At 69.9% G+C, this 21,190-nt stretch carries 15 protein-coding genes and 1 pseudogene; 11 read left to right on the top strand and 5 right to left on the bottom strand.

Features of this window, described 5'->3' with window-relative positions; all coding sequences use genetic code 11:
* Positions 1-172 precede the first annotated feature (172 nt).
* A complete protein-coding gene (locus ABZ896_RS35820) occupies positions 173-2,827 on the top strand; it encodes a SpoIIE family protein phosphatase (protein ID WP_360938446.1) in 2,655 nt (884 codons plus the stop codon).
* On the opposite strand, the gene ABZ896_RS35815 is transcribed toward ABZ896_RS35820, so the two are convergent.
* Positions 2,824-4,209: a hypothetical protein gene (locus tag ABZ896_RS35815; RefSeq protein WP_360938443.1), complete on the bottom strand. Its 1,386-nt coding sequence runs from the start codon at positions 4,207-4,209 to the stop codon at positions 2,824-2,826. The genes ABZ896_RS35820 and ABZ896_RS35815 overlap by 4 nt on opposite strands.
* An 80-nt stretch (positions 4,210-4,289) precedes the next feature.
* Here ABZ896_RS35815 and ABZ896_RS35810 point away from each other — a divergent pair, with 80 nt between their 5' ends.
* The 3 genes and pseudogenes from ABZ896_RS35810 to ABZ896_RS35800 all read left to right on the top strand — a co-directional run bounded on the left by ABZ896_RS35810 (position 4,290) and on the right by ABZ896_RS35800 (position 6,295).
* Positions 4,290-5,522 (top strand): hypothetical protein, encoded by a 1,233-nt coding sequence (locus ABZ896_RS35810; protein ID WP_360938440.1) that lies wholly within the window; start codon positions 4,290-4,292, stop codon positions 5,520-5,522.
* 112 nt (positions 5,523-5,634) lie between these two features.
* Positions 5,635-5,964, top strand: a pseudogene (locus tag ABZ896_RS35805) (aminoglycoside phosphotransferase family protein); the annotation flags it as partial.
* Positions 5,965-5,968: 4 nt separating this feature from the next.
* A complete protein-coding gene (locus tag ABZ896_RS35800) occupies positions 5,969-6,295 on the top strand; it encodes a hypothetical protein (RefSeq protein ID WP_360938437.1) in 327 nt (108 codons plus the stop codon).
* On the opposite strand, the gene ABZ896_RS35795 is transcribed toward ABZ896_RS35800, so the two are convergent.
* From ABZ896_RS35795 to ABZ896_RS35780, 4 genes are read right to left on the bottom strand one after another with little or no spacing between them, the layout of a single operon-like run.
* Entirely contained in the window at positions 6,276-7,046 is a 771-nt protein-coding gene (locus ABZ896_RS35795; RefSeq protein WP_360938434.1) for a succinate dehydrogenase/fumarate reductase iron-sulfur subunit, read from the bottom strand. The two genes, ABZ896_RS35800 and ABZ896_RS35795, sit on opposite strands and share 20 nt — an antisense overlap.
* Entirely contained in the window at positions 7,043-8,977 is a 1,935-nt protein-coding gene (locus ABZ896_RS35790) for a fumarate reductase/succinate dehydrogenase flavoprotein subunit (protein ID WP_360938431.1), read from the bottom strand. Before ABZ896_RS35790 ends, ABZ896_RS35795 begins: the two co-directional genes overlap by 4 nt.
* Complete coding sequence (locus ABZ896_RS35785) at positions 8,977-9,813, bottom strand: hypothetical protein (RefSeq protein WP_360938428.1); 837 nt, start codon at positions 9,811-9,813, stop codon at positions 8,977-8,979. The genes ABZ896_RS35790 and ABZ896_RS35785 overlap by 1 nt, the downstream gene beginning before the upstream one ends.
* A 19-nt stretch (positions 9,814-9,832) precedes the next feature.
* The gene (locus ABZ896_RS35780; protein ID WP_360938482.1) at positions 9,833-10,120 is read right to left on the bottom strand and encodes a hypothetical protein; all 288 of its coding nucleotides are present in this window, start codon (positions 10,118-10,120) and stop codon (positions 9,833-9,835) included.
* A gap of 321 nt (positions 10,121-10,441) precedes the next feature.
* Between ABZ896_RS35780 and ABZ896_RS35775 the strand changes: the two genes are divergently transcribed.
* The 7 genes from ABZ896_RS35775 to ABZ896_RS35745 form a co-directional block, all read left to right on the top strand.
* Positions 10,442-12,700, top strand: coding sequence for an ABC transporter family substrate-binding protein (locus tag ABZ896_RS35775; RefSeq protein WP_360938421.1), 2,259 nt, complete (start codon positions 10,442-10,444; stop codon positions 12,698-12,700).
* 127 nt (positions 12,701-12,827) lie between these two features.
* Positions 12,828-14,735 carry a translational GTPase TypA gene (typA, locus tag ABZ896_RS35770; protein ID WP_360938418.1) on the top strand — a complete coding sequence of 636 codons (1,908 nt, stop codon included), beginning with the start codon at positions 12,828-12,830 and terminating at the stop codon, positions 14,733-14,735.
* Between the two features lie 655 nt (positions 14,736-15,390).
* A complete protein-coding gene (locus ABZ896_RS35765) occupies positions 15,391-16,437 on the top strand; it encodes an ABC transporter permease (protein WP_360938415.1) in 1,047 nt (348 codons plus the stop codon).
* A 117-nt stretch (positions 16,438-16,554) separates the two neighbouring features.
* A complete protein-coding gene (locus tag ABZ896_RS35760; protein ID WP_360938412.1) occupies positions 16,555-18,348 on the top strand; it encodes an ABC transporter substrate-binding protein in 1,794 nt (597 codons plus the stop codon).
* 99 nt (positions 18,349-18,447) lie between these two features.
* Complete coding sequence (locus ABZ896_RS35755; protein ID WP_360938409.1) at positions 18,448-19,425, top strand: ABC transporter permease; 978 nt, start codon at positions 18,448-18,450, stop codon at positions 19,423-19,425.
* Between the two features lie 13 nt (positions 19,426-19,438).
* Positions 19,439-20,500: an ABC transporter ATP-binding protein gene (locus tag ABZ896_RS35750; protein ID WP_360938406.1), complete on the top strand. Its 1,062-nt coding sequence runs from the start codon at positions 19,439-19,441 to the stop codon at positions 20,498-20,500.
* A 13-nt stretch (positions 20,501-20,513) separates the two neighbouring features.
* On the top strand, positions 20,514-21,190 hold a 677-nt coding region (locus tag ABZ896_RS35745; RefSeq protein ID WP_360938403.1), incomplete at its 3' end, for a dipeptide/oligopeptide/nickel ABC transporter ATP-binding protein.

Below are 21,190 nucleotides of genomic sequence, written 5' to 3'. Positions count from 1 at the left end.
GCGTGTCCGCTGGTTAGAAGACTGTAGGTGTTGTCGCAGCCCGGACCGAAAACCGTCGGGATCGTGCTGTGATCGTGAACACCGTGTTGTGCGGCGCCGTAGTGCTGGATACTGCGGGCAGCCGCCCCCGGTGACCGGTGCCGGACGCGGTGAGCTGGAGGGGACGGTTCGCGTGAGCGAGATACCAGCGAAGGCCACGGAGTCGAAGGACCCGTCGGACGGCGCGAGGGCGGAGGCCGCGGAGTGTGCCGCGGCGCATGTCCGGCCCGGCGACGCGTCGTCCGGTGCCGCGGGCTCCGGTGACGTGCCGCCCGCTGACGCCATGTGGCAGAGCAGCCCGCCCGGCTCGATCTACGACTACATCAAGGTCGCGTCCTTCTCCATAGGCCCAGACGGCCTCGTCGACCAGTGGAGCCTGCGCGCCGAGCAGCTCTTCGGCATCGCGGCCGGGCGCGCGGTCGGCATGGACCCCATCGAGGCGTTCATCGACCCGGATCTGCGCGAGCAGGGCCAGCGGAAGATGGCCGAGATTCTCGACGGCCGCGAGTGGACCGGCGTGGTCCCCTTCCGGCTGCCGGAGTCGGCGGGGGAGGAGCGCGGGCAGGAGGGTCTCGCCGAGGTCTACGTCATGCCGACGCAGACCGAGGAGGGTGAGCGGGCCGCCGTCTGCATCGTCGTGGACGTCCGCACCCTGCGGAGCATCGAGACCGACCTCGCCGCCTCGCAGTCGATTTTCGGTCAATCTCCCTTCGGCTTTCTGCTCATAGACCCCGACCTGCGGATTCGCCGCGCCAACCACCGGTTCGCCTCCCTGTTCGGCGGCACCCCCGAGGACCACCGGGGCCGGGGCGTCCCCGACTACCTGCCGCGCCCCGAGGCGGACCGGGTCACCGCGACCCTGCGCCGGGTCCTGGAGACCGGCGACTCGATAACGGACATGCACGTCACCGGCTTTCTGCCGGGCTCCGACGAGCGGCGGCACTGGTCCGTCAACCTCTACCGCGTGCACAGCGGCTCCGGCCGCCCCATCGGGATCGCCTGGCTCGCCACCGACATCACCGCCCGCCGCGCCGCCGCCCGCGAGGCCGCCGCCGCCCGGCGCAATCTCGCCCTTCTGAACGAGGCGGGCGCCCGCATAGGGAACTCCCTCGACCTGGAGACCACGGCCCGCGAACTCCTCGACGTGGTCGTCCCCGGCTTCTGCGACCTGGCCACCGTCGACCTCTACCAGGGTCTGCTGGCCGGTGACGAGACCCCGCCCGGGCTCGCCGACGGCAGCGCGGAACTGCGCCGGGTCGCCTTCGCCAGCGCGGTCTCCGACGCCCCCTTCATCGGCTCCGGCGCCCCCGTCGCGGTCGGCGCGGTCCACCACTACCCCTTCAACTCCCTGTGCGCGGACGCCCTGCGCACCGCACGCCCGCAGTACATCCCGGCCGAGGAGGGCGGCCTGGTGCAGTCCACGCTCGCCGTGCCGATGGTCGCCCACGACACCGTCGTAGGACTCGCGCAGTTCGCGCGGACCAAGGGCAGCGAGCCGTTCGGGGACCGGGACCGGGACCTTGCGGTGGAGCTGGCGGCGCGGGCCGCGGTCTGTATCGACAACGCCCGCCTGTACCGGCGGGAGCACGAACGGGCGTTGATACTGCAGCGGTCCCTGCTGCCGCCCGGCGACCCGGTCGCCTCCGGCCTGGACATCGCCTGCCGCTACCTGCCCGGCAACTCCTCCGCGGACCGGCCCAGCGAGGTCGGCGGCGACTGGTTCGACGTCATCGAACTGCCGGGACACCGTACGGCGTTGGTGGTCGGCGACGTCATGGGCCGCGGTCTGCGCGCGGCGGTGGCGATGGGCGAACTGCGGTCCGCCGTACGGACGCTGGCCCTGCTGGACCTCGAACCGGCCGAAGTGCTCTCCGCGTTGGACGAGATCGCCCGCGGGCTCGGCGCCCCCGGCGGCGTCCAGCAGGCGACCCGCGCCGCCCGCCGCCCCCGCGAGGCGGACCTCTCCGAGGTGTACCTCGCGACCTGCGTCTACGCCGTCTACGACTCGGTGACCAGGCGCTGCACCTTCGCCAACGCCGGCCATCTGCCGCCCGTCCTGGTCGAGCCCGGCGAGGACGCGCTGATGCTCGACGTGCCGCCCGGCATGCCGCTCGGCGTCGGCGGCGAGCCCTTCGAGGAGGTGGAGGTCGAACTACCCGAAGGCGCCCTGCTCGCGCTCTACACGGATGGACTGGTCGAAAGCCGCGATCACCCCCTCGACGAGGGCCTCCAGGCGTTCGTGGGCGCGCTCACCGACCCCTCCGCGCCCCTGGAGGATGTCTGCGACCACGTCCTCAACACCCTCGACACCCATCACGGCGAGGACGACATCGCGCTCTTGATGGCACGTGTACAGGGCCTGCCGGCCGACTCGGTCGGCGACTGGACGCTGCCGCGCGAGCCGCGCAGCGTGGGCCGGGCCCGCGAGTACGCCCGCGGCCAGCTGCTCAGCTGGGACCTGGAACCCCTGGTCGACACCACGGAGTTGCTGGTCAGCGAACTCGTCACCAACGCCCTCAGGTACGGCGAGGGCGAGATCCGGCTGCGCCTCCTCCTCGACCGCACCCTGGTCTGCGAGGTCTGGGACTCCGGCCTCGTCCAGCCCCGCCGCCGACGCGCCCGCGACACCGACGAGGGCGGCCGCGGCCTCCAGCTCGTCGGCCTGCTCAGCGCGGCCTGGGGCTCACGGCGCACGCCCCGGGGCAAGACGGTGTGGTTCGAACTCCCGCTGCCCGACGGGGAGAACGGCATGGTGGACCCGGCGGAGGCGCTGCTCAGCCTCTTCTAGTGCTTCTGGTCGGGGTGCCCGCGCAGCCGTACGTCCCGTTCCGCGAGGTCGCGCGCCTCGCGGGCCAGGGCGTCGGCGCGCGGGAGGTCGCCGGTCAGCCGGGCCTCGGCCAGCAGCACGCGGGGCGCGGCACCGACCGCCTCCCGGTGGACGTCGACGTAGTCCTCCGCCGCGGCCACGGCCTCCCGGGCGACGAGCCAGGCGGCCGCCGTGAGCACCCCGGGCGGCTCCTCGCCCCCGAGGGACGCGGTCGCGGCGACGATCCGGCGCAGCACACCGATCGGGTCGTACGGCTGCCCGGACGTCACCTCCTGCCGTACGGCGGCCAGGACCGCGTCGGCGTGCAGGAGCGGGGCGTGCGTCTCCCGCTCGACGCCGCCCCGGAAGGGCGCCAGTTCCGCCTCGGCGCCGGTGAGGGCGGACGGGATCAGCCGGGCGGCTTCGGTGCGCGCGGCGCGCAGCCGTGACACCGCGCTCACCAGCACGTCCGCCCGCGCGATCGCGGTCTCGGCGGCGCGGAGTTCCTGCGCCGCCTCGTCCGTCCGTCCGGCGGCCGTCGCCTGATGGGTCTGGTTCAGATGGACGGTGGCGGTGACCAGGCCGTCCTTGGCCAGTTCGAGGTAACCGGTGACGGAGTCGCCCGGGGGCGCCGGGTCCATCTCGGCCGTACGAGCGGTCAGTTCACGGAAACGGGACTCCGCGGCCGCCAGGGCCGGACCGGGGTTCCGCTCCAACGCCCGCAGTTCACCGAGGCGTTCGGCCTCCTCGGTCAGTCGCCGCGCGGCCTCCTCGCAGCGGCCCACGACACCCGCGAGTGCCGCCGCCTCCTCCGGTACGCCCTCCTCGTACCGCCGCCGGATCGCGCACGCGGCGGACAACTCGGCCTCGGCTTCTCGGGCCGCCTGCTCGAAGGGCGCCATCGCGTCGGCCCCGAACTCGACTTCGGCGAAAGGGAGTTCCTCGCGGAAGGTACGCAGGTGGTTGTCGGCGTCGACGAGTGCGGAGCGGGAGCGGTCGTCGAGGCCGGCGAGTGGGGGAGGGACCGCAGGGGAGGCGTACGCGCCGACGTGGGTCGTGCCGGGGGCGGCAGGGGTCGTACGGCCGCGGGTGCGGCGTATCCGGCGCAGGGAGCCGTACGCGGCGAGGGCGACCACGACGGCGAGCGCGGCGACCGGCAGGACCAGGTCGGTGGCGGAGGACTCCTCCTCGGCCGCCGCGGCACTCACGCGCGCGTCTGCAACCGGGGCGTCGTCCTCGGCCGTCATCCACGGCAACACCAGCCACAGGGCCCCGACCACCACACCCAGCAGGGCATGGGCCACCCGCACGGATATGTGCGAGCGGCCCCGCCGCGGCCGGTCTCGTATCAGGGATGACGTCACATTTCGGAGCGTATGGGGCGGAATGCGGGGGCGCGAGCGGGGTGGGGTGGGCGGGGGTACGGCGAGGGGACGGGGAGCGGATGCGGGACGGGCGGGATGTGCGGGGTGAGGGGGAGGGGGACCGGGTGTCGGAGGCGCGGGGGGTGTCGGCGGATGGGGGTGCGCCGGGGGAGCGGGCTTCGGAGGGGCGGGGCGAGCTGGGTGGTGAGGGTGCGGAGGGGCGGGTCGAGCCGGGTGGTGAAGGTGTGGAGGTGCGGGGCGTGCCGGGTGGTGACGGTGCGCAGGGGGTGTCCGCGGTCGGGTCGCGGCGGTGGCGTTGGGTTCGCCGGGGTGTGGTCGGGTGCGTGCTCGTGCTCCTCCTGCCCGTCCTCGCCGCCGCCGTCGCCCTGCGTCTCAACTACACCGGCGACCCCGCCGACGGCACCCGCAGCCGCGGCAAGGACGCGATCTGGCTCGGTCACGCCTGGGTGGACGGGCGCAAGACCGACGCGAACGTCGACGCTCTCACGCGGCGCCTCCGGGACACCGGGATCCGGGATCTGTACGTCCACGCGGGCCCCCTGGAACACGACGGGACGCTGCCCGGGTCGGCGTACCCGAAGGCGGGTTGGCTGATCGGTGCCGTGCGCAAGGCGGCGCCCGGTGTCCGTGTCCAGGCCTGGCTGGGCGACAAGCTCGCCACCGAGAGCCCCGACGGCCTGCGCCTCTCCGACCGGGACACCCGGGCCGCCGTCGTCCGCTCCACCCGGCAGATCCTCGCCACCGGCTTCGACGGCGCCCACTTCGACCTGGAGCCCCTGCACTCCGGCGACGCGGATTACCTCCACCTCCTCGACGCCCTCCACGAGGTCACCCGCGCACAGGGCGCCCCGCTCTCCGTCGCCGCCCACCAGATCGATCCGCTGCCCGCACTGCACTCCGTCGCGGGCACGATCACCGGGCACCCCAAGTGGTGGTCGCAGGCGTACTTCGGGCAGGTCGCGCGGAGGGTCGACCAGATCGCGGTGATGTCGTACGACACGGCGACCCCGCTGCAGAGCCTCTACGGCGGCTACGTGGCCCAGCAGACGTCCCTGGCCCTGGAGGTGACCCCGCCGTCCACCGACCTCCTGATGGGCCTGCCCTTCTTCCACACGAACGACGCGGGCCACCACGCGGCCGCGGAAACGGTCCCCGCCGCGGTCCGAGGAGTCCGCCTCGGCCTCTCCCGCACGGACGCGGACCGGACGAACTTCGGGGTGGCGCTGTACGTGGACTTCGCGGCGACGGAGGCGGACTGGACGGCGTACGAGAGGGACTGGGTCCACCGCTAGTGCTTCTCCGCGACCCGGCCATGGCCCACCCTCGACGGCGGTGCGACGCCGTCGCCTACGTCTGGTCCGCGGCCGAGGGCTACTGGGACGCGGGACCGTCCGCCCCCTTTTCCGCCACACCCTCCTCCACGGCGAACTCGGCCCGGACCACGTCCTGTTGACGGGCGACGGCTGCCCCGCGCTGATCGACATCGAGGGGCTGCTCTACGGCGACCTGGAGCACGAGCACGTCTTCCTCCGGCTCCGCTTCGGGCGCCACTACGAGGCCCTCCGCGTCCCCGACCTGGACGAGGCCCGGCTGCGTCTCTACCGCCTCGCCATGCATCTCTCCCTCGTCGCCGGCCCGTTGCGCCTCATCGAGGGCGACTTCCCGCACCCGGAGGGGATGCGGGAGATCGCGGAGTACAACCTGGGCAGGGTGCTGGAGCTCGTGGGACAGTGAGCGCGTGATCTCGGTGTTGACGGTCCTCGGGGCCGTGGTGGTGGGGGCACTCCTGGTGCTGGGCGCCTTTCAGGCCGCGACCGGCTGGGCGCCGCGGTGGGTCCGGGACGAGGTGCTGAGGCCGCGTCTGTCAGGGGCCGCCACCGTGGCGCACGGCGTCGGCCTTGCGGTGTTCCTCTTCCTCGGCCCGCTGGGCAGCCCGCTCCCGCGGCACACCGCGCTCCCGCTCCTCGGCCTGGCGGCGGGAAACATCGTGGGCGCCGGGTTGCAGAGGCTCGCCCGGCGCCCCGGTCGCGCGCGTCGGACAGCCGTTACGAAGGCCTCCTCCTGATCATCGAGCCCAGCCACACCAGCGGGTCGTACTTGCGGTCGACCGCGCGTTCCTTCAGGGGGATCAGCGCGTTGTCCGTGATCTTGATGCCCTCGGGGCAGACCTCCGTGCAGCACTTGGTGATGTTGCAGTAGCCGAGCCCGTGTTCGTCCTGGGCGGTCTTCTTGCGGTCCAGGCCCTCCGCCTCGGCCGCGTCCAGCGGGTGCATGTCCAACTCCGCGACCCGCATGAGGAACCGGGGCCCCGCGAACGCCGTCTTGTTCTCCTCGTGGTCGCGCACGACATGGCAGGTGTCCTGGCACAGGAAGCACTCGATGCACTTGCGGAACTCCTGCGAGCGGTCCACGTCCTCCTGCATCATCCGGTACTCGCCGGGGCCGAGGTCCGCGGGTGGTACGAACGCTGGCACCTCGCGCGCCTTCTGGTAGTTGAAGCCGACGTTCGTGACCAGGTCGCGGACGACCGGGAAGGCGCGAAGAGGAGTGACGGTGATCGTCTCTTCCTGGGTGAAGACGGACATGCGCGTCATGCACATCAGCCGAGGCCGCCCGTTGATCTCCGCCGAGCACGAACCGCACTTGCCCGCCTTGCAGTTCCAGCGGACCGCGAGATCCGGCGCCTGGGTGGCCTGGAGGCGGTGGATGATGTCAAGGACCACCTCGCCGTCGTTGACCTCGACCTTGAAGTCCTCCAGGTCACCGCCCTTGACGTCACCCCGCCACACCTTGAAGTGGGCCGTGTAGCCGCTCATTCGTACAGCTCCTCTTCGGCGAGGTACTTGACCAGCTCCTCCTTGTCGAAGAGGGCGAGCAGGTCGGCGCGGATGGGGTCGGTGGTCTCACGGGTGAGGTCGATCTGGCCCCGGACCGGATCCGTGGCCGCCAACCCGCCCGTCGGGTCGGCCAGTTGGCAGAGCAGGTTCACCCGGCGCCATTTGCGGTCCATCCCCGGATGGTCCTCGCGGGTGTGCCCGCCCCGCGACTCGGTCCGCTCCAGCGCGGCCCGCGCCACGCACTCGCTGACCAGCAGCATGTTGCGCAGGTCGAGGGCGAGGTGCCAGCCCGGGTTGAACTGCCGGTGCCCCTCGACCCCGGCCCGCCGGGCCCGTACCCGAAGATCCGCGAGCTTCTCCAGCGCCTGCTCCATCTCGCCCTCGCGCCGGATGATCCCGACGAGGTCGTTCATGGCCTGCTGGAGCTCCTGGTGCAGGGTGTAGGGGTTCTCCGGAGGACCTACGTCGGGCTCCACCCCCTCGGCCGAGAAGGGCCGCAGCGCCTCGGCGGCCGCCGCGTCGACCTGGACCTCGTCCACCGGCGGCCGGTCCGCCGCGAGGCCGGTCGCGTACTCCGCCGCGTGCCAGCCCGCCCGGCGCCCGAACACCAGCAGGTCGGAGAGGGAGTTGCCGCCGAGCCGGTTCGAGCCGTGCATCCCGCCCGCGACCTCACCGGCCGCGAACAGCCCCGGCACCCCGCGCGCCGCCGCCGTGTCGGAGTCGACCGCGATCCCGCCCATCACGTAGTGACAGGTCGGCCCGACCTCCATCGGCTCGGCCGTGATGTCGACGTCCGCCAGCTCCTTGAACTGGTGGTACATGGACGGGAGTCGGCGCCGGATGACCTCTGCGGGCATGCGCGTCGACACGTCCAGGAAGACACCGCCGTGCGGGGAGCCGCGGCCCGCCTTCACCTCGGAGTTGATGGCCCGCGCCACCTCGTCGCGGGGCAACAGCTCGGGCGGACGGCGGTTGTTGTCCGGGTCCTCGTACCAGCGGTCGCCCTCCTCCTCCGACTCCGCGTACTTCTCCTTGAAGACGTCGGGGACGTAGTCGAACATGAACCGCTTGCCGTCGGAGTTCCTGAGCACCCCGCCGTCGCCGCGCACCGACTCCGTGACGAGGATGCCCTTCACCGAGGGCGGCCAGACCATGCCGGTCGGGTGGAACTGCACGAACTCCATGTTTAGCAGGGGCGCTCCGGCCAGCAGCGCCAGCGCGTGGCCGTCTCCCGTGTACTCCCACGAGTTCGACGTCACCTTGAAGGACTTGCCGATGCCACCGGTGGCGATCACGACGGACGGGGCTTCCAGGACGAAGAAACGGCCCGTCTCCCGGTCGTAGGCGAAGACACCGGAGACCCGCGAACCGTCCTTCAACACCCGTGTGACCGTGCACTCCTGATAGACCTTCAGGCGCGACTCGTAGTCCCCGGTCTCCTTCTTGTCCTCCTGCTGGAGCGACACGATCTTCTGCTGGAGCGTGCGGATCAGTTCGAGGCCGGTGCGGTCGCCGACGTGGGCGAGGCGCGGGTACTCGTGGCCGCCGAAGTTGCGCTGGGAGATCCGGCCGTCCTTCGTACGGTCGAAGAGGGCGCCCCAGGTCTCCAGTTCCCAGACCCGGTCCGGGGCCTCCTGGGCGTGCAGTTCGGCCATCCGCCACTGGTTGAGGAACTTGCCGCCGCGCATGGTGTCGCGGAAGTGGACCTGCCAGTTGTCGTTCGAGTTGGCGTTGCCCATGCTGGCCGCGATGCCGCCCTCGGCCATCACCGTGTGCGCCTTGCCGAACAGCGACTTGCAGATCACGGCGGTGCGGGCGCCGCGTTCGCGGGCGTCGATGGCGGCCCGGAGACCGGCACCGCCCGCGCCGACCACGACGACGTCCCACTCCTGACGGTCGACCACGGACATCAGAAGAACCTCGGATCATTGAAAGCGCCGGAGGCGACCAGGAAGACGTAGAAGTCGGCGAGCGCCACGCTCACCAACGAGGCCCAGGCGAGCTGCATATGACGGGCGTTCAGCTTGCCCACGAACTGCCAGGCCTTGTACCGCACGGGGTGTTTCGAGAAGTGCCGCAGCTTGCCGCCCACGATGTGCCGGCAGGAGTGGCAGGAGAGGGTGTACGCCCAGATCAGCACGATGTTGACCAGGAACACCAGGGAGCCGAGGCCCATGTGGCCCCACTCGTAGTGCTCGTTGCGGAACGAGAGGACGGTGTCGTAGGTCAGGATCCCGGCGACCACGATCGCGGCGTAGAAGAAGTACCGGTGGATGTTCTGCAGGATCAGCGGGAAGCGGGTCTCACCGGTGTACTTCTTGTGCGGCTCGGCCACCGCGCAGGCCGGCGGGGACGCCCAGAAGCCCCGGTAGTAGGCCTTGCGGTAGTAGTAGCAGGTCAGGCGGAAGCCGAGCGGGAAGATCAGGATGATGATCGCGGGGGAGATGCCCCACCAGCCGCCGAACAGCTCCCAGTTGGGGCCGTGCCGCATGGGCGCGCAGCGCTCGGCGAGGCAGGGGGAGTAGAACGGCGAGACGTAGGGGGCCGCGTAGTAGTCCGTGTCGGCGAAGGCCCGCCACGTCGAGTACACGATGAAGGCGAACAGCCCGGCCGCGGTGCCGGCGGGCGCGAGCCACCAGCGGTCGGTGCGCAGGTGCGGGGCGGCGATCGCGGCGCGCGTACCGGTGTGTACGCCGCCGCGCACGGGATGGGATTCGGTGTCCGGGGGTTCCGTACCAGTGGCCAACTCTTGACTCCGGTCGGGTTCAGGGTGCCCTGCGGTCGCGGGCGCCGAGTCCCTCGTCGTCCGAGTCCGTCCACAGGCTGTTGTCGTAGGGGGTGTCGGGGATGGTCACGAGCTGCGGTTTCTTGGGCGCCGCCGGGCTCGATCCCTCCTTCAGCAGCGCGAGGCTCTCGCGCAGCCGGTCGGCGTCCATGCGGACGCGGCGCATCTCCAGGCCTCCGCTGCCCAACTGCTGCTCCAGTCGCTTGACGTACCGGAGCACTTCGTCGAGCGCGCGCTGGGCCGATGCCAGTTCGTCGTTCACGGACATGACGGTGACCTCACTTCCGCGGGCGCCATCGCCCTGGACGGGAACGGTCATGCGCCTGCGAGTGTTGCGCGTCACACCCGCCGCTGGGAAGGGACGTGCATGGATTGGCGGATCGCATGCCTCCGTACGCGCCCCCGCACGCCCGGTATCGCGCCGCCGCACGCCCGCCATTGCGCCGCACGGGTGGCCTTCGTCCCGCCCCACGCCGTGTCGCCCCCCGCTGCCGAACCCTTTCCTCTTCAGTGAGCCGCATACATCTGATCAGCTCCATACTCCGCCAAACGTGATCAAAACGGCGGGCCACTCCTGGAGGTAGACGGCATGTCCCACGACGGCATCGGCCTGCGCGCGGTCATGCGCTCGGTCGCCTTCCTCACCGCCGGCGCCCTCGCGGTGCCCGCGCTCACCGGCTGCGGTTCCGAGGACCCCGCGGGCAAGCCGCTCGCCGGGCAGGACATCGCCCCCGCGCCGCGGAACCTGGTCGCCGACGGCGGCACCCTGCACTGGGCCGTGGACGCCGTACCGGAGACGCTGAACACCTTCCAGTCGGACGCGGACGCGGCCACCACCACCGTCGCCCAGGCGGTACTGCCCTCCATGTACCGGCTCGACGCGACCGGGCGGCCGCAGCGCAACGCCGACTACCTGGAGTCCGCGAAGGTCGTCGAGACCGAGCCGAAGCAGGTCGTGGTGTACAAGCTGAACCAGCAGGCCGTGTGGAGCGACGGCCGGGAGATCGGCGCCGCCGACTTCGCCGCCCAGTGGCGCGCCCTGTCCGGCAAGGACTCCGCGTACTGGACCGCCCGCAACGCCGGCTACGAGCGGATCGAGAAGATCGAGCGCGGCGCCGACGACCTGGAGGTCAGGGTCACCTTCGCGCGGCCGTACGCCGACTGGCAGTCGCTGTTCTCGCCGCTGTACCCGAAGGACGTCATGGGCACCCCGGACTCCTTCAACGACGGCGCCCGCAAGAAGCTCAAGGTCACCGCCGGTCCCTTCCGGCTGCAGAAGGTCGACCACAAGGACGACGAGGTCACCCTCACCCGCAACCCGCGCTGGTGGGGCCGGCCCGCCAAGCTGAGCGAGATCGTGCTGCGCGCCGTACCGCGCGACGAGCGTGCCGCCGCGCTGGCCGACGGCGAACTCGACCTGGCCGAGATCGACACCGAGACCGTCGGCCGCATCGGCCTCGCGACCCGCGCGAAGGGCAAGGGGACGAGCACCCCGCTCCAGGGCCCGGTCGGCCTTCCCGCCCACGGCCCCGCCGGCAACCTGCGCGCCGCCGACGCGCTGCGCTCCTGGGCCGTCGTCCACGGCGAGGGCGAGGAGGCCGCGGACGAGGAGATCAGCGCCCGCAAGAAGGAGCGCAAGGCCGTAGCCGTGTACGAGCTTCAGCAGAAGGCGCTCCAGGGCTTCGAGGTCCGCAAGTCGCTGGAGCCCGCCTACACCCAGCTCGCCCTCAACGGCGCCGAGGGGCCGCTCGCCGACGAGCGGGTCCGCCGGGCCGTGGCCCGCGCCCTCGACCGCAAGGCGCTCGCGCAGGTCGTCCTCACCCCGCTCGGTCTGCCCGCGGAGCCGGTCGGGAGCCACCTCGCGCTCTCCGGCCAGCCCGCGTACGCCGACAACAGCGGTGCGCTCGGCGGCCAGGACGCCAAGGAGGCGGCGGCGCTGCTGGCGGACGCCGGGTGGGTGCCCGGCGGGCCGGTCGACAAGGAGAAGAAGAAGGGGGAGAAGGCGGCGGGCGCCAAGGGGAAGAAGGCGGCCGACGACAGCGACGAGGACGGCACGTACATCGTCGGCGAGGACGACAAGAGCGCGGACGACAAGAGCGCGGACGAGAAGAGCGCGGACGAGAAGAGCGGTGACGAGAAGGAGCCCAAGGACGACGGCGGCTCCCACCACCTCGCGCAGGACGGCAAGCAGTACGCGAACAAGCTGAACCAGGGCGGCGCGCCCGCCGGCGCCTACGCCCCCAAGGGCACCCCCGCGCCCGGCGCCGCCGCGGCCGGACCGCTCGCCAAGGACGGCAAGGCGCTCACCCTCCGCTTCGTGCTGCCCTCGGGCCCCGGCGCCGAGTCGCTGGGCAAGGTGGCCGACCGGATCTCCGGGATGCTGGCGAAGGTCGGCATCCGCACCCGGATCACCAAGGTGTCCGACGCGAGCTACTTCAAGGACCACATCGCCTCCGGGCAGTACGACCTCGCCCTGTACTCGTGGCCCGCGTCCGCGTTCCCCGCCACCGACGGGCGCCCGATCTTCGCGAAGCCGGTCCCCGCGGCCGACGGTTCGCTGAACGTCGAGCAGAACTACACCCGGGTCGGCACCGACCAGGTCGACCAGCTGTTCGACCAGGCGGCGTCGACGCTGGACGAGAGCGAGAGCCGGGGGCTGATCCGCAAGGCCGACTCCCGGATCTGGGCGGCCGCCGGCTCCATCCCCCTCTACCAGCGCCCGCAGCTGACGGCGGCGAAGAAGAACGTGGTCAACGCCGGTGCCTTCGGGTTCCAGACCCCCGTCTACGAGGACATGGGCTTCCTGAAGAAGGGCGCCGAGGTCTCGGCCTCCCCGACCGGAGACTGAGGCCCGGCGAGCCCCGGCCGGCGAGGCACCGTACGATGGGGTGAGGCCGTGGCATGTTGAGCCCGGCAGGGTCCGCGTAACACAGACGTACGCGTCGGCCTTCCTCACACTCCAGGAGTACGCCTTCATGGCCACGCGCCACGACATCCGCAATGTCGCCATCGTCGCCCACGTCGACCACGGCAAGACGACCATCGTCGACGGAATGCTGAAGCAGGCCGGTGCCTTCGCCGCTCACCAGCTCGAAGGCGTCGACGACCGCATGATGGACTCGAACGACCTGGAGCGTGAGAAGGGCATCACGATCCTCGCCAAGAACACGGCGGTGAAGTACCACCCCAAGGACGGGGGGGACGTCATCACCATCAACATCATCGACACCCCCGGCCACGCCGACTTCGGCGGCGAGGTCGAGCGCGGTCTGTCGATGGTGGACGGTGTCGTCCTCCTCGTCGACGCCTCCGAGGGCCCGCTCCCGCAGACCCGCTTCGTGCTGCGCAAGGCGCTCCAGCAGCGGCTGCCCGTCATCCTGTGCATCAACAAGACGGACCGGCCCGACTCCCGGATCGACGAGGTCGTCAACGAGACCTACGACCTCTTCCTCGACCTGGACGCGGACGAGGAGCAGATCGAGTTCCCGATCGTCTACGCCTGCGGCCGGGACGGCATCGCCTCGCTGACCAAGCCGGAGAACGGCACGGTCCCCGCGGACTCCAACAGCCTGGAGCCGTTCTTCTCCACGATCCTCCAGCACATCCCGGCCCCCACGTACGACGAGGAGGCCCCGCTCCAGGCGCACGTCACCAACCTGGACGCCGACAACTTCCTCGGCCGTATCGCGCTGCTCCGCGTCGAGCAGGGCGAGCTGCGCAAGGGCCAGACCGTCACGTGGATCAAGCGCGACGGCAGCATGACCAACGTGCGGATCACCGAGCTGATGATGACCGAGGCGCTCACCCGCAAGCCCGCCGAGGTCGCGGGTCCCGGTGACATCTGCGCCGTCGCCGGTATCGCGGACATCATGATCGGCGAGACCCTCGCCGACCCCGAGAACCCGATCCCGCTCCCGCTGATCACGGTCGACGAGCCGGCGATCTCCATGACCATCGGCACCAACACCTCGCCGCTGGTCGGCCGGGGCGGCACCGGCAAGGGCGCCGACAACAAGGCGGCCGTCAAGGACCGCAAGGTCACCGCCCGCCAGGTCAAGGACCGCCTCGACCGCGAGCTGGTCGGCAACGTCTCGCTGCGCGTCATCGACACCGAGCGTCCCGACGCCTGGGAGGTCCAGGGCCGTGGTGAGCTGGCGCTCGCCATCCTGGTCGAGCAGATGCGCCGCGAGGGCTTCGAGCTGACCATCGGCAAGCCGCAGGTCGTCACCAAGGACGTCGACGGCAAGGTCTACGAGCCCGTCGAGCGCATGACGATCGACGTCCCCGAGGAGCACATGGGCGCCGTCACGCAGCTCATGGGCGTCCGCAAGGGCCGTATGGACAACATGTCGAACCACGGCTCCGGCTGGGTCCGCATGGAGTTCGTGGTCCCCTCGCGCGGTCTGATCGGATTCCGGACGGAGTTCCTGACCCAGACCCGCGGCACCGGAATCGGGCACTCCATCCACGAGGGCTTCGAGCCCTGGTTCGGCACCCTGCAGACCCGTAACAACGGCTCGCTGGTCGCCGACCGCTCCGGCGCCGTCACCGCGTTCGCGATGACGAACCTCCAGGAGCGCGGGGTGCTGTTCACGGAGCCGGGCACCGAGGTGTACGAGGGCATGATCGTCGGCGAGAACTCCCGCTCCGACGACATGGACGTCAACATCACCAAGGAGAAGAAGCTCACGAACATGCGGTCGTCGTCGGCCGACTCGTTCGAGGCGATCGTCCCGCCGCGCAAGCTCTCCCTGGAGCAGTCCCTGGAGTTCTGCCGCGACGACGAGTGCGTGGAGGTCACCCCGGAGGCCGTTCGCATCCGCAAGGTGAACCTGGACGCCCGTGAGCGGGCGCGCGCCGCGAGCCGCGCCAAGCACGGCTGACGCACAGTAACCGCACAGCCCGGCCCGGGCGCTCCCATCGTGGGGGCGCCCGGGCTTTTTGCAACCCATTTTCAGTCGAACCCGCGCCCGGGACGTCCGAAATGCGGATTCCCGCGCCCGATAGCCATGTAACACGTCCGTTTCGTGGCCTTCTCGCGCATGACAGTTTGTCCAGATTTTGGAAGATCTATACGGCAGCTGTGACTGAATTGAGATTTAAAGACGGTGGTCGGCACTTGGCTCATGGCAGATAGTTAGCCGCGTAACGCTCGGGTCAATGGGTCTCGCGCCGTGGGGACGGCGCCGACTCACGAGCACCAGGGGGCGTCTGATCCTTCGTCAGGGGTGTCGAAGGAAAGGCATGTGCCCCCTCCTGTTGGTGAACACGTGGAGTCATGAGGAGGAGCCCCATGCGTGGTGTCACAAGCACCAGGTGGGTCGCAGTGTCACTGGCTGACCGCTGTCCGACCGCGCGCGGAGACTGACTCCGAGGACCTGGTCGGCGGTCTGACGCGGCCTTTCGGCTACGCGCGTCCGGCTGCGGGTTTCCCGCCCCGACGGGTCCCTTGACGCTTCTTCATGATCCGGTCCTTGGCCACGCGCACCCGCGCCGGTCGCGGAGTCGGCACACCCACACCTGTGAAATGGGCAAACTGTGACAAGTCCTATCGGTATCGAGGGCGGCGGGACATCGGTCCAGGTCGACGGCGAACAGGAGCCGCAGACCAGGGCCGAGGAGGCCAAGAGCCTCGAAGGCCGCTCTCCCGGCCAGCTGACGTGGCTCCGCTTCAAGCGCGACCGCGTCGGGGTCTTCTGCGCCTGCGTGGTGATCCTCTACTTCACGATCGCCCTCCTGGCCCCGGTCATCGCCAGTCTGTACGGGAAGAACCCGTACACGCTCTACGGCCAGGACCCCGAGTACGCGGACGCGCACCCGGTCCTCGACGAGTTCGGGCTCCCGCTCGGCTACTTCGGCGGTGTCTCGGGCTCCCACTGGTTCGGCGTGGAACCGCAGTTCGGCCGGGACGTCTTCACCATGCTGCTGTACGGCATGCGCACCTCGCTGTTCATGGCGCTGGGCGTGACCACGCTGCTGATGGTGACGGGCATCCTGATCGGCCTGATCGGCGGCTATTTCGGCGGTCGTACCGACTACTGGCTGGGCCGGGTCACCGACTTCTTCCTGTCCTTCCCGCAGCAGCTGTTCTTCATCGCCTTCATGCCCGTGGTGACCGCGTTCTTCGTGGACCCGCGGGAGGAGACGCCCACCTACTTCCGGGCGCTGGCCATCCTGATCGTGCTCTGGCTGCTGGGCTGGATGGGCATGGCCCGGCTGGTCCGCTCGACCGTGCTGTCGCTGCGCGAGCGGGAGTTCGTGGAGGCGGCCAAGGTGGCCGGCGCCTCGCCCTGGCGGATCGTCCGCAAGGAGATCCTGCCGAACGTGGTCTCACCGATCCTGATCCAGTTCACGTACCAGCTGCCCAGCACCATCCTCACCATCGCGTTCCTCTCCTTCGTCGGCGTCGGCTTCGTCGAGCCGACCCCCGACTGGGGCCGCATGTTCGCCACCGGCGCGGACGTCGCCGAGCAGGACCCGGCGTTCATGTTCTTCCCCGGCACCGCGCTGGTGATCTTCGTCCTGTGCTTCAACCTCCTCGGAGACTCCGTACGGGACGCCCTAGACCCCAAGTCCGGGCGGTAACAACGTCCCTGGGTGGGTGGGGGGACTGCCGCCCCTTGCGTCGGCCTGCGGCCGAGCCAGGCAGTTGACAGCAGTGCTCAGTGGATAACAAACCGACAGGCAGGTGCATTCACCACTATGAATTCGTATCGATCACGCCCCGTGCGCGCCGGACTGGTCGCCGTGGCGGCCGGAGCCCTGGTGCTCACCGGATGCTCGGAGAACAAGGGGAACACCTCCGGCACCGACTCCAAGAAGGACCAGGAGGAGGCGTCGGTCCAGTCGAAGGCGGTCGCCTACGCCGACGCGGCGGCCTCCACCGGTCCCGCCAAGGAGGTGGCCGGTGCGAAGAGCGGCGGCACCATCACCGTGTACCAGGAGTCGGGCCTGACCCACCTGGACCCGGGCCAGATCTACGTCTCCGACGCCGGCCAGGCCGCCAACCTGCTCTTCAGAGGTCTCACCAACTTCTCCGAGGACAGCAAGGGCAACATGTCGGTCGTCGGTGACCTCGCCACCGACTCCGGCAAGTCCTCCGAGGGCGGCAAGACCTGGACCTTCACGCTGAAGGACGGTGTCAAGGACGCGAACGGCAACGCCATCACGTCCGCCGACGTCCGCCACAGCGTCGAGCGCACCTACGCGAAGTTCATCTTCGACGGCCCGACCTACCTGCAGACCTGGCTGAGCGGCCCGAAGTACCGGGACTCCCTGCCGGACGGCGGCTACGGCTCCAAGCACCTGCCCGACAGCGTGCTGGAGACGCCGGACGCCAAGACCGTCGTCTTCCACTTCGACACGGCCCGCCCCGACCTGCCGCAGACGCTGGCCATGCCGGGCTACTCCATCGTGCCGGCCAAGGGCGACACCAAGGAGAAGTACGACAAGGCACCGGTCGCCACGGGCCCGTACAAGATCGCCGAGTACAAGATCGGCAAGACCCTCAAGCTCGTGAAGAACACGAACTGGGACCCGAAGACCGACTCCGTGCGCCACCAGTACGTGGACGGCTTCGACTTCCAGTTCGGCGTCACCGAGTCCACCCAGACCAAGCGGCTCATCGCCGACCAGGGTGTCTCCAAGAACGCCATCCAGTTCACCGGCGGCGTCGAGTCCACCCAGATCCAGGACGTCGTCAGCGACCCGGCCGTCAACAAGCGCACGATCAAGGGCTACCAGCCCTACGTCATGACGCTGACCTTCAACCTGGACCGGGTGAAGAACAAGGCCGTCCGTGACGCCGCCACCTACGCCGTCAACTCCAAGTCGCTCATCGCGGGCGAGGGTGGCGCGTACGGCGGTGACGTGGCCCCGAACCTGTTCGCCCCGACCCTGCCGGGCTACGAGCCGAAGTACGACCCGTACGGCCGTCTGAAGACCCCGAGCGGCAACATCGCCAAGGCCAAGGAACTCCTCAAGAGCGTCCCGGCCGCCGAGAAGAAGCTCGTCTTCGCCTACTCCAACAGCGAGGCCGGCCAGAAGCGCAAGGTCGCGATCGAGGACGCCCTGACCAAGGTCGGCTTCGACGTCGTCTCCAAGGAGGTCGACAGCGCGAGCTACTACGAGCAGATCGGCAAGCTCAAGAACCCGTACGACATGTACATCACCGGCTGGGGCCAGGACTGGCCGTCGCCGGGCACGGTCGTCACGCCGATCTACGACGGTGACCAGGTCGCCGACGGCTCCGCGAACTACTCGCACATCAACGACCCCAAGGTCCAGGAGCTGATCAAGAAGGCCCTGACCCAGCAGCCGACCGAGGCCGCGGCCACCTGGAAGGAAGCGCACCACTACATCCTGGAGAAGATCAACCCGGCCGCTCCGCTGTGGTACACCAAGCAGTTCCAGCTCTACGGCTCGAACATCGGCGGCGCCCGCTACAGCACCGAGTCGAGCTACATCGACGTCAACAACCTCTTCCTGAAGTCGTAACTCTCTACGGCTGACGGGGCGGGGGCGCGCACCAGGCGGAGCGCGCCCCCGGCCCCCGTGCGAACCCCGACCACCTCCGCAGAGAGCAGTCAACCCGCCATGCTTCAGTTCATCGTCCGGCGCACGATCGGTGCCCTGGTCACTCTGTTCCTGATCGGCGCGGCCACGTTCTTCCTGTTCGTCGCCGCACCCTCCGACTACGCCTCGCTGGCCTGCGGCAAGGACTGCTCACCGGCGAGGCTCGAGGACATCCGTGAGGCCCTCGGCCTCAACCTGCCGATCGCCCAGCAGTTCTGGGACTTCATGTCCGGTATCGTCACCGGCCGCGACTTCCCGGACGGCCACTGCCCGGCCCCCTGCCTGGGCGAGTCGTTCTACTCCGGTGACCTCGTCTGGGACACCATCAAGGACCGCTTCCCGCTGACCCTCTCGCTCACGGTGGGCTCCGCGGTCGTCTTCCTGATCGTCGGGATCGGCGCGGGCATGCTCGCCGCCTACAAGCGCGGGTCCGTGCTCGACAAGACGGCCACCGGCGCGTCCATGGTCCTCAGCTCGTTCCAGATCTACTTCCTCGGCCCGATCGCGCTGACGATCTTCGTCTACAGCACGGGCTGGATGGAGGACCCGCACTACGTCCCCTTCACCGACAACCCGCTGGACTGGCTGATCGGCCTGTCGATCCCCATCGTGGTGCTGTCGACCATCTTCACCGCCCAGTACACGCGTATGGCGCGCTCCTCGCTGATCGAGCAGCTCTCCGAGGAACACGTGCGCACCGCGAAGGCGAAGGGCATGCCGCAGCGGTACGTCTTCTTCCGCTACGCCTGGCGCGGTTCCCTGATCCCCATCGTCACCGTCTTCGGCATCGACCTCTCCAGCCTGCTCGGCGGCGCGGTGGTCACCGAACTGACCTTCTCCCTCAACGGGATCGGCCGCCTCGCGGTGAACGGCGCGACGCAGAAGGACCTCCCGCTGACCATGGGCGTCATGCTGGTCGGGGCCTGCGCGATTCTGTTCCTCAACATCATCACCGACATCGTGTACGCCTGGATCGACCCGCGTATCCGGCTTTCGTAGGAAGAGCGACACCGTGACCACACTGACCAAGACCGAGGACACACCGGCCCCGACCGGGCCGGAGGCCTTCCTGTCGGTCCGCGATCTGAGTGTGCGGTTCTCCACCGAGGACGGCGTCGTCAAGGCGGTCGACGGACTCTCCTTCGACGTCGCTCGCGGCAAGACCCTGGGCATCGTGGGCGAGTCCGGGTCCGGCAAGTCCGTGACCAACCTGACCGTCCTCGGACTGCACAACCCGAAGAACACCACGATCGACGGCGAGATCGTCCTGGACGGCCAGGAACTGGTCACCGCCACCGAGAAGGAACTGGAGAAGGTGCGCGGCAACAAGGCCGCCATGATCTTCCAGGACCCGCTCACCGCGCTCTCGCCGTACTACACGGTGGGCCGGCAGATCGCCGAGCCGTTCATGAAGCACACCGGCGCCTCCAAGAGGGCCGCCTGGGAGCGGGCCGTGGAGATGCTCGCCAAGGTGGGCATCCCCAACCCGAAGGAACGCGCCAAGGACTACCCGCACCAGTTCTCCGGCGGTATGCGCCAGCGCGCGATGATCGCGATGGCCCTGGTCTGCGACCCCGACCTGCTGATCGCCGACGAGCCGACCACCGCCCTGGACGTGACGGTCCAGGCGCAGATCCTCGACCTGCTCAAGGACCTCCAGCAGGAGTTCGGTTCCGCGATCGTCTTCATCACCCACGACCTCGGTGTGATCGCCGACATGGCCGACGACATCATGGTGATGTACGCGGGCAGCGCGATCGAGCGCGGCACCACCGACCAGGTGCTCCGCTCGCCGCAGCACCCGTACACCTGGGGCCTGCTCAACTCCATGCCGCGGCTGGACTCGGACCTGAGCGCCCCGCTCACGCCGATCCCCGGCTCGCCGCCGTCGCTGCTGAACCCGCCCGCGGGCTGCCGTTTCCACCCGCGCTGCACCTTCCAGGACCGGGTGGGCGGCAACCGCTGCGTCGCCGAGCGTCCGCTGCTGGGCCCGGACCGCGCCTCGGCCTGCCACTTGACGGCGGACCAGAAGCGGACCATTTTCATCGAAGAGATCAAGCCCAGGCTGGGCTAGGAGGACAGGAACCATGAAAGAGGACCTCGTCCTCCCCGCCCCCCAAGAGGCTGCCGCCGACTCGGCCGGGGAACCGCTCCTCCAGGTGGAGGGGCTGGTCAAGCACTTCCCGGTCAAGGGCGGTTTCCCGATCCGGCGCACGGTCGGCCAGGTGCAGGCGGTCGACGGCATCGACCTGAGCGTGCACGTCGGCGAGAGCTTCGGTCTGGTGGGGGAGTCCGGCTGCGGCAAGTCCACGACCGGCCGGCTGATCACCAAGCTCCTGGAGCCGACGGGCGGGAAGATCTCGTACCGCGGCCAGGACATCACGCGCGCCTCGCGCAAGCAGATGGCGCCGATCCGGTCCGAGATCCAGATGATCTTCCAGGACCCGTACTCCTCGCTGAACCCGCGGCAGACGGTCGGGAAGATCATCTCCGGGCCGATGGAGATCAACGACATCAACCCCGAGGGCGGCCGCGAGAAGCGGGTCCGGGAGCTGCTGGAGATCGTGGGTCTCAACCCCGAGCACTTCAACCGCTTCCCGCACGAGTTCTCCGGGGGCCAGCGCCAACGCATCGGTGTGGCACGGGCGTTGGCGTTGAACCCCAAGCTGATCATCGCCGACGAGCCGGTCTCCGCGCTCGACGTGTCGATCCAGGCGCAGGTCGTCAACCTCCTCCAGAAGGTCCAGCAGGAACTCGGCATCGC

The organism is Streptomyces sp. NPDC047072 (genome assembly GCF_040643855.1).
Taxonomy (GTDB): Bacteria; Actinomycetota; Actinomycetes; order Streptomycetales; family Streptomycetaceae; genus Streptomyces.
Note: the sequence above shows the minus strand (reverse complement) of the source record. Positions and strands in the feature narration are given on the sequence as shown.

Coding starts and splice junctions, on each gene's coding strand:
- ABZ896_RS35760 (WP_360938412.1), top strand. CDS start 16,555: ATGAATTCGTATCGATCACGCCCCGTGCGCGCCGGACTGGTCGCCGTG.
- ABZ896_RS35780 (WP_360938482.1), bottom strand. CDS start 10,120: ATGTCCGTGAACGACGAACTGGCATCGGCCCAGCGCGCGCTCGACGAA.
- ABZ896_RS35795 (WP_360938434.1), bottom strand. CDS start 7,046: ATGAGCGGCTACACGGCCCACTTCAAGGTGTGGCGGGGTGACGTCAAG.
- typA (WP_360938418.1), top strand. CDS start 12,828: ATGGCCACGCGCCACGACATCCGCAATGTCGCCATCGTCGCCCACGTC.
- ABZ896_RS35755 (WP_360938409.1), top strand. CDS start 18,448: ATGCTTCAGTTCATCGTCCGGCGCACGATCGGTGCCCTGGTCACTCTG.
- ABZ896_RS35775 (WP_360938421.1), top strand. CDS start 10,442: ATGTCCCACGACGGCATCGGCCTGCGCGCGGTCATGCGCTCGGTCGCC.
- ABZ896_RS35810 (WP_360938440.1), top strand. CDS start 4,290: ATGCGGGACGGGCGGGATGTGCGGGGTGAGGGGGAGGGGGACCGGGTG.
- ABZ896_RS35790 (WP_360938431.1), bottom strand. CDS start 8,977: ATGTCCGTGGTCGACCGTCAGGAGTGGGACGTCGTCGTGGTCGGCGCG.